This is a genomic window from Trichocoleus sp. FACHB-40, assembly GCF_014695915.1.
Classification (GTDB): domain Bacteria; phylum Cyanobacteriota; class Cyanobacteriia; order Cyanobacteriales; family FACHB-T130; genus Funiculus; species Funiculus sociatus.
Map to the genome: position 1 here is coordinate 1 of NZ_JACJPF010000020.1, position 8238 is coordinate 8238.

Consider the following 8238-nt stretch of genomic DNA (forward strand, 5'->3'; position numbering starts at 1 on the left):
TTTTTGTAGTTTCTCTACTTGCTCTTGATTGAGATAATTTTTCGCTGGCATCTTTCACTTGTTAGACTAAATTTACTTTCGGATTATACTTTATTTAAATGCTGAACAGCTTACAACTACTCTTGAGTCTTTCAGAAAAAATGAGGACAGAAGGATTGTTGAGTTTATTGAGGAGGTATCAAGTAATGAAAATTGGAGATTCATTCTAACAACAAGAGAATACATTCTTCATAATGCTCAGTTTCAATATGAATCATTGGCACAATTTTCATTTGAATTTAGCACCTGTATAGTATCTCTAGAAGATTACACGACGTCTGTAAGAGCAAAAATTTTCTACAATCACCTATATTTTTCTGATATATCTATCTCCTATAAAGAGGTACTGCTTCATAATAAGAATTACCGAAAAATTTTAGCTCATAGGAATTACAACCCGCGCATTATTGAATACATGACAAGCACTATTCGATTAAAAGAATGCACGCCTGAAACATATGTTGATACTTTCCTGTCAAGCTTAGACAATCCATCCCGCATATGGAAACACGCATTTGAACATCAGATTAGTCGGGCTGCAAGACACCTGTTACTGGTTATGGCAAGTATGCCTGAACATGTCTTCCTCAATGACCTTTACACTGCTTTCTGGGCATTCCATAGATATCGTCGCCAGTTGCATGGATATGAAACCAGTGAGTCCGACTTTCGTGACGCATTGAAGCTACTCGACGGCAACTTTATAAATATCCAATACCAAGAATTTGGATGCGACAAAAGAAAGACACTAGTTAGCTTTCACAATCCTTCAGTACAGGATTTTATTGAAAATCATCTCAGTGAGGTTGAAGACGATATTCGAGATATTATCAATGCTGGGGTTTACCTCGAACAATATAACATACTATGGACGCGCAGGAGACATTATCAATTCACTGCCGCACAAATAGATATCACAACTCAATATTCTGGGATAATAAAATACTTTTCTGAATTTTTAGCTGGCATCCAAAAAACATTGGAGAGTGAGACTTGTAGAGTCGCAGCCCATTATTTTAATAAATCTCTTTTCTATTTTCTGGATAAACCATCTTTTGAAGAGAAAACAAATTTCGTGCTTGATGTCACCTCATTGGTACGTAATCCAGAATCTGAAGAGTTGGCTAAATTAACAATAAGCAAGCTTAAGAATCTTTTGCAGAGCCAGACTAATATTAACCACTCAGAGCTTGTCAGAATCGTAACTAGGCTTAAATCCTTTGGTATACCTGGTGAAAAACCAAAGGGTGAATTATACCAAATCGTCTCGAGTGTTACAGAGAATATTATAATGAATCAACTTGAGGAAGGTATAGACTATGAGTTTATTGCTTCACTTTTAAATATATTTTATGAAGATTATTCAAATAGTCAGATCAAAACTTTAACAGAAAAATTTCAGGAATCTTGTATAGATGAAGTTGATACAGTAATACGAAACAGTTCTAATGAAATAGAGTTTTTGGAAGACGGTGCTGCTGGGTTACGCTCTATTATGAAATCTCTTAAAATGAAAGAACCCAAATGCATAGAAAAAATTGATCGATAAATACAACAACTAAAAGAAAGGCTTAAATGGGAAAAAGAACTTCAAGCAAAGGACGATAAAGAATCAGGTGAAAATAAACAAGGGAATAAAGTTGCAACCCAACAAGAGAAGTTGACATCGATCGAAATAGAATTCATGTTTAGCAGTTTGTTGTCAGATATAAATAAGCTAGGAGATGAGTAAGTTTCTTAGTATTTAAAATAGCGCTAATTTACGTTGTTGAATAAGTGGAGAACATCTTGAAAACCTTCTATACATTCTATAAAAATGTGTTAAATGACGCTTCTGCAAAAGCTGGTAAGCCTTGCGTTCGCTGAAAACTAAACAAAGCATTCGGGTTCCACCCCTAATTGCTATGCCTGTTCTACAAATTGGTCAAACCAGCATCCCCTACACCGTGCGCTACAGCTCACGCACCAAACGGCAGCGCCTCGTCGTTACCCCTCAAACCGTAGAAGTCGTTGCTCCGACTGATACGCCCCAAGAGCAAATTGCCGCCTTCCTCGACACCAAACGCCGCTGGTTATTCAATGCCGTCGAAGATTGCCGCCCAAAGAACCCTCCTACCAGTTCCCAACACTACGTCAGTGGGGCAAAGGTAATGTACCGGGGTCGTCGCTTAATGTTGCAGATTGAGGAAGCTGATGTAGAGCGAGTTACTATTACTTACAAAAGTCGCTTCCACATCCAAGTGCCTCGCTATTTAGCCGGGGATGCGAGACAAGAAGCCATTGAGCAGGCGTTTGTCGAATGGAAACGCGATCGCGCACGTCTTGATATCCAGCACTTCGCTAGAGTTTATGCGCGTAAGCTAGGTGTCAAGCCAAGAGATGTCAAGCTTTCTGAACAGAAACGGGTTTGGGGAACCTGTGACAAAGATGGAACAATCCGCATTAATTGGCACCTGATTCATGCCCCTCTAGCAGTTCTGGAATATGTTATCGCCCATGAGGTTGTCCACTTGCTGCACCGTCATCATGGGGATGCCTTTTGGGGAACGCTGGGTAGCGTAATGCCCGATTGGAGAGAGCGAAAAGTAAGTCTCGAATCTTGGGAATCTAGTTCAGTGCCGTCATAGCTTTTTAGGTAGTTTGAACATGAGCAATTCTTCAACTCTTAGGAGCGAGCGTCTTTCCCGCAGTCTCCGCTTCAAATCCTCAGCCAGTCGAATATCCACCAATTGTCCCTCCTCCCACGCTTCACCATCCGGTTTAACCAGCCGTTGTGCGAGTTTTTGGAGTTCTAAATCTGAAGCGCGATCGCCTCTTTAAAGTCAAACTCCACAAGTTTAAGTGATCGTGCATTAGCTGAGCTTCTCAAGGCAAGCGTTGATGGATGTGATCGCTCCAAAACGGCACAACAGGCGGCCCCCGATCAATCGTTTCCATCGCCAACCCCCTGCCAAAATGCACCAACTCACGCAGTTGTTTCTGGGAATCTGGCACCAAGATCAGGCGTTTCATCTCTTCCTGGGCCACACACTCATCAAACATCCATGCCTCTCTAGCTTTGAGGATTCCCAGGTCATGCTGACACACCTCAAAACTCAATCCAATCGACAGCAAATACTCTATCACCGCAGCCGGATCAGTCTCTTCGAGATAAGCCGCGATCGCTGACCTTCAACTTCCGCTTCCTTCCTGCCAGAAGCTTCGGCAATGTCCCTAATTTTCTCCTGCTGCTCACCGGGCACCCTAGCGCAAAACATGGGTGATTCTGCCATCTGTGCCGGCCCTGCTATCAGTTACCAATCAAAGGTAGTCGATCTTACTTGATGACGGTGATAACAGCGCAGGCATAAGCAAAAATCATCGATTGCGCCCGAAACCCTGATTCTCTCGTGAGGCGGATGGAAAGGGATTGATAAGCCGGGGTTAACCGGGTGGGGCGTAAGTTCTCTAACAACGCTATATCAATCTTTTAGATACCTATTCAACGAAACCCGACTTTCGTGTAATCTAGCTATGAACTACGAAATAGCAGCATGAAGGTTAGGGGCAACGGACAAGGAAAAGTTCTCACCGCAGATGAATTGAGGCGGTTGTTCACCGATGGATTAAATTCGCCACGCGATCGCGCTTTATTTGCCATCTGTCTTTTTACTGGATGTCGCGTATCGGAGGCACTGGCGCTCCAAACTACGGACATTAAAAGTGGAACATTGACTTTTAGGAAGTCTACCACGAAGGGAAAGCTTAAAACCCGCGTTGTGGACATTCAACCTGGACTAGCGGCAATACTGGCAGAGTACCAGCTCGCTCAACCAGGGGCGTTGTTTCCATCTGGAGTCAGGGGAAAGGAACACTTGACTCGGTTTATGGCTGATAAGATTTTGAAGGATGCTTGTCGCCGGATGGGAGTAGAGGGAGTCAGTACCCACAGCTTTAGGCGAACTGCTCTGACTCAAATGCACAATGCTGGGATACCGCTCAGGCATATTCAGGAGATATCCGGACACAATGACCTGGGTACTTTGCAGCGGTATCTAGAAGTATCGCCAGAGCAGAAGCGGAAAGCTGTATCAGTGATTGGTTGGTAAGGATGCTCGCGCCAGTCGGGAACTCCTCAAAAGTTACCAGCTCGCGCCCACCACCGCATTTCTACATAGCACAAAGAGCAGCGCTACTAAAAATCTAAAGTAAGGAATATAAAAATGGAAGCGAATGTCTCCGATTATCCCGATTGCATAGAGCCGAAAATCGGGAAAGTTCTGCTTATCGGCGTGACTGGAGGCACTGGCGGAAATGCAATCACGGGATTTCTTGAACAGGGAGTTACCAACCTGCGTGCCATAACTAGGAAAATTGACCCCGATAGGCCTTCTCTCTCCAAGATGCTCGATGCAGGAATTGAGCTGGTTGAGGCGAACCTAGACGATGAGAACTCACTTGAAGCCGCCTTTGTAGGAATCTCAGCTGTTTACTGCCACGCGACCTCCAAAGACTCAGCGAAACCTGACCCGCTAGAAGTCGAGAGGGCAAAGCGAGTTGCACAAGTTGCCAAGAAAGCCGACATCAAACACTTTGTATATAACTCTGCCGGGGGAGCAGACAGGAATTCGGGAATCGGTCACATTGAGCAGAAATACCAGGTGGAGCAGATTTTAAAACAGGCTGGCTTACCAACAACGATGCTGCGAGCCTGCTTGTTCATGGAAGAGTTTTGGAAAAAGTACACGCGACCCTCCATCCTCAAGGGTGTCTTCCGATTTTCTATTCAGCCTGACAAGCCGCTACATTTAATCACCACTAAGGACATGGGTCGCGTTACTGCCTACGTTATGAAAAATCCCTCAAAATACATTGGTCAAGAGATTGAGCTGGCTGGCGACGTGCTGACTCCAAAGCAGTTGGCAGAGGCATTCTCTAAAGCGCAGGGAATTCCTGTTGTCTATAAAGAGACACCCGCCTGGATCTTCCTACTCCTCATGCGAAAGGAGCTTTATAAGCTGATTCAGTGGTATCGCACTAAGGGTTATCAAGCCAATGTTAAGAGCTTGAGGGAAGAGGAGTTTTCTGGACTCTTGACAACATTCAGTGAATTTCTTGAGGAAACTAACTGGGCAAACGAGCAGCTCACTTACGAGAGTTGGTGAAAGCTTGTTAACTATCTTGTTGTGTCAAAATAGCCTGATATCTCGTTCAGTCTTTATGCAAGCGGGTATTGTATTTATTAGAGAAATGCTGCAAGATTCCCGATGATGATTATCTGCAATATTGCTGAAGGAATTCACTATGTTGAATTTATTCACTAAGTTATCGCCACAAAATATATTCCAGTGGCGCAAGTGGCTCAAAGGTTACACTCAGGATTCAGAGAAGCCCGCCATTGGTGGAAAAAACCAGAGCCAAAAGTTGTGCGGTCATAGCCCAGACTATTGGGAAAATAGCCTTGAGGAATAACTGAGGGAAATCTTAAATCGTAATTATCTGCTTCAGGGCGACTACCAGCATAAGCCCATCCAATAGCTTCTTGAAAAGCATCGTACTTTTCCTGGTTAAACTCACCTAGCTTATTACCTGTTTGTAAGTAAAATTTTTGCTGTACGCTAAATCCAAGTCGTCCTTCTGAATACTTCAGCCATAGTTGATCAATCTTTTTTAACTCTCGGCAGGGGAAAGTACTCAAATCAAGATCTACTCCACTTACATCATGCTTCTTGCCCTGATTAGAAATATTTTCCATTAGCTTTAGTGTCATCCAGTTGGCGGCTAACCATTCTCGCTTGGCTAAACTTGTTTCTAGCTTTGCCCAAGTTGTATCTTCCCAACTCTCACGGTGTTCTAGTCGCTTGCCTGGAGCCGTGTCTAAGGAACAGGATGACACTTGAGTTGCTAAGGATGCTATTCCACCCCACACGCCGCCACTAACACCCCCTCCAGTTGAGGCTGGTAAATGACCAATAGGAGCATCGGTTTGAAACATTAGTTGAGCGTAAGGGAGCCATCTTCCGTGTTGCCGCCAACCGACGTAATCACCAAACTTTGCAGCAGCAGCAGCGCTATACGCCCCACCACCTAAATCTATCCAGAGTTGCCGTTGGATGCTAAACCCAAAACGTCCCTGGCTGCGGACTTCCCAGAGTTGATCAAGCGTTCCCAAGTCTTTACAAGGAAAATTTTTAATGTCTTGGACACTTAACCATTTCTCACGCTCTCGTCGAGAAACTTCCAGCATCTTTTGGAAAGTATGCTGGTCAGCCTTTTTCCATAACCCTTGCTGCAATAGTTTGTCCAAATGCGCGTAATCGGCACCTACAGCCGACTTCAAATCAACAGATGGGGGAGAGTTTGAGAAAGGAAACTTACCATTTAGGGAGACGATTAATGGTAAGACGCTGATCAATAGAGTCGCGGCTACACCTAAGAGCAACCAAGCTAATATTGATTTTCTCAATCTTTTGAATAGCTTCAATTCTAATACTTATCCTTCTAAGCGATGAGAGCTTTGAGTTAAAAACCTTGTCAGGTTTTTTGAGCGTGAGTTGATTTGTTTGTATCTGATACAGTGTAAAGCTTTAAGTTTTCGGAACGAAATCAAATAAAAACTAACTATCATCTGTCTGCTGTGCAACACTGAGTACCCATCTGCCTCGCTGTAGTCGCCACTAATGAACTTAAGGTAAGGGGCAGCAGCGGTAGAACCAGGATATGTCGCTGGCTTCTTTGATGACCAGCCACTCATTTCGGTTAAAAACCTGCTGCCTACATTGCTGATTACAGGAAGGTTAACGGGGGTATTTTGTCAATCCGTTTTAACGATTTGTTAGCCAATTATCGCCAATAATTCAGGAACCTCCCTGGAAATTAAAAGGCGATAGAACAACTATTGTGAGGTTAGTTAGTTAATATATTGGTTCTAACTACGTCCGCCTCGTCAAGGTTCGCTTTGCAACCGTTGAGGGGAAAGTCACTACGAATACGAAGTATTGCCCGTAACAGTTTTACAGAGGAACGCGGCTGTATCCTGTACTTGAATTTTTGATAGGACTGAGCGTAACTACCTGCAACCCCTAAAATGTGGAGTGAATGCAGCGATACGACTGTAATTAATTTTCGATGCTATTTGTACCCTGGCTCTTCTAGCTGAGGTATTTTTTATCCTTCTTCCACTCCAATGGCAGAGGAAGTTATGAAAAATCTTGCCTTAAAAACAATTCTTTCCGACACACTGCTTTAACTCAGATGAATAATGCTGAATAATGCAAGAATTCTATTGCGCGTAATCGTTCATCTGAAACAACCTATGCTTTCTTGTCAAAAACAAGGGGATAAACAGCGCAGCTAAGCCTCCTGTTATAGGAAGCTATTTTATTAGATCATGAGGGGTTGTTCATTAATCAATTAGTCAAATCATTGAGTTTTTATAAGGTCTTTGTCTTCCTAATTTTTCCTTAGCGATTGAGAGCTGCTCACAAAAAAACGTTTATAGTGGGAGCAAACCTTCAGTTAGATAGGTGATTACGCTGCCAATTTTTTGGATACGAGATTCGGTATCCTTTATGTTTTTCTCCAAATATTTTTTGTTAGGGATGGCTTCCTTACTCTTGAGCTTCTGGAAATGTTTTAGGTATATTTCGTTATCCCTTCTGTACTTCTCAAATTCAGGAAATCCTCCCCAGCGAAAGCAAATCCGCAGGTAATTGACGAAGGTAATGCCGTGCGGTTCTTGCAACAGAGGCGCGTCGATTGCGGCATTAGGCACCTCAATAACATAGGGAATTCCACCGTCGGGACGTGTAGCGACCGGAAACTGAAATGGTTCTTCATCGCAATCGTATTTCCAAGCATCACACTCCACAAGTACATAATCAAGCGGGTCAACAACGAGTGCAAAAGCAAAGAACTTGCCCCAGTCAGGATGAAAACCCCTTAAAGAAACTGTTCCCACAATCTCGTACCAAGCTCGAAGTGATAGCGGTATTACTCCAGCAAGGCTTTCCAGGGAGGCTATCTGCTCGCGAATATCTGGTTGTGGCGGTATGAAAACAATTCTAGGGTTTTCAAATTCATAGTTTATTGCCTGGAGACGCTCTATTAACCTCAGTTCGGGTTAAGCTGATTGAACCAAAGCCCACTCTAAACGGAGTGATGGTTTCTTGGGTTGATGACAGTAAGCAATTAAACCACACAAGATATTGACCATAAAAT

The 8238-nt window shown here is 43.4% G+C and carries 9 protein-coding genes and 1 pseudogene; 5 read left to right on the top strand and 5 right to left on the bottom strand.

Annotated features, from left to right (window positions below; translation table 11 throughout):
- Positions 1 to 598: 598 nt before the first annotated feature.
- The 3 genes from H6F63_RS00545 to H6F63_RS00555 all read left to right on the top strand — a co-directional run bounded on the left by H6F63_RS00545 (position 599) and on the right by H6F63_RS00555 (position 2859).
- The gene (locus H6F63_RS00545; RefSeq protein ID WP_190633989.1) at positions 599 to 1588 is read left to right on the top strand and encodes a hypothetical protein; all 990 of its coding nucleotides are present in this window, start codon (positions 599 to 601) and stop codon (positions 1586 to 1588) included.
- A gap of 304 nt (positions 1589 to 1892) precedes the next feature.
- A complete protein-coding gene (locus tag H6F63_RS00550) occupies positions 1893 to 2666 on the top strand; it encodes a SprT family zinc-dependent metalloprotease (protein ID WP_199297479.1) in 774 nt (257 codons plus the stop codon).
- Between the two features lie 19 nt (positions 2667 to 2685).
- Positions 2686 to 2859: a hypothetical protein gene (locus tag H6F63_RS00555; protein ID WP_190633990.1), complete on the top strand. Its 174-nt coding sequence runs from the start codon at positions 2686 to 2688 to the stop codon at positions 2857 to 2859.
- A gap of 45 nt (positions 2860 to 2904) precedes the next feature.
- Here H6F63_RS00555 and H6F63_RS00560 read toward each other — a convergent pair whose 3' ends face one another.
- Positions 2905 to 3165 (bottom strand): hypothetical protein, encoded by a 261-nt coding sequence (locus H6F63_RS00560; RefSeq protein ID WP_190633992.1) that lies wholly within the window; start codon positions 3163 to 3165, stop codon positions 2905 to 2907.
- On the bottom strand, positions 3162 to 3311 hold the full coding sequence (locus H6F63_RS00565; RefSeq protein ID WP_190633994.1) for a hypothetical protein: 150 nt from the start codon (positions 3309 to 3311) through the stop codon (positions 3162 to 3164). Before H6F63_RS00565 ends, H6F63_RS00560 begins: the two co-directional genes overlap by 4 nt.
- A gap of 261 nt (positions 3312 to 3572) precedes the next feature.
- On the opposite strand from H6F63_RS00565, the gene H6F63_RS00570 reads away from it, so the two are divergent.
- Together H6F63_RS00570 and H6F63_RS00575 are read left to right on the top strand one after the other, a co-directional pair.
- Complete coding sequence (locus H6F63_RS00570) at positions 3573 to 4127, top strand: site-specific integrase (RefSeq protein ID WP_190633995.1); 555 nt, start codon at positions 3573 to 3575, stop codon at positions 4125 to 4127.
- A gap of 114 nt (positions 4128 to 4241) precedes the next feature.
- On the top strand, positions 4242 to 5183 hold the full coding sequence (locus H6F63_RS00575) for an NmrA/HSCARG family protein (RefSeq protein ID WP_190633997.1): 942 nt from the start codon (positions 4242 to 4244) through the stop codon (positions 5181 to 5183).
- A 197-nt stretch (positions 5184 to 5380) separates the two neighbouring features.
- Here H6F63_RS00575 and H6F63_RS00580 read toward each other — a convergent pair whose 3' ends face one another.
- From H6F63_RS00580 to H6F63_RS30800, 3 genes and pseudogenes are all read right to left on the bottom strand, one after another.
- On the bottom strand, positions 5381 to 6484 hold the full coding sequence (locus H6F63_RS00580; RefSeq protein WP_190633998.1) for a GUN4 domain-containing protein: 1104 nt from the start codon (positions 6482 to 6484) through the stop codon (positions 5381 to 5383).
- 1029 nt (positions 6485 to 7513) lie between these two features.
- Positions 7514 to 7978: a hypothetical protein gene (locus H6F63_RS00585; protein ID WP_190634000.1), complete on the bottom strand. Its 465-nt coding sequence runs from the start codon at positions 7976 to 7978 to the stop codon at positions 7514 to 7516.
- Positions 7979 to 8140: 162 nt separating this feature from the next.
- Positions 8141 to 8238 (bottom strand): annotated as a pseudogene (locus tag H6F63_RS30800) (IS982 family transposase); the annotation flags it as partial.

Bases quoted from the DNA above. Each gene is read 5' to 3' on its own strand.
- H6F63_RS00545 (WP_190633989.1), top strand. From the start codon at position 599: ATGGCAAGTATGCCTGAACATGTCTTCCTCAATGACCTTTACACTGCT.
- H6F63_RS00555 (WP_190633990.1), top strand. From the start codon at position 2,686: ATGAGCAATTCTTCAACTCTTAGGAGCGAGCGTCTTTCCCGCAGTCTC.
- H6F63_RS00565 (WP_190633994.1), bottom strand. From the start codon at position 3,311: ATGGCAGAATCACCCATGTTTTGCGCTAGGGTGCCCGGTGAGCAGCAG.
- H6F63_RS00570 (WP_190633995.1), top strand. From the start codon at position 3,573: ATGAAGGTTAGGGGCAACGGACAAGGAAAAGTTCTCACCGCAGATGAA.
- H6F63_RS00575 (WP_190633997.1), top strand. From the start codon at position 4,242: ATGGAAGCGAATGTCTCCGATTATCCCGATTGCATAGAGCCGAAAATC.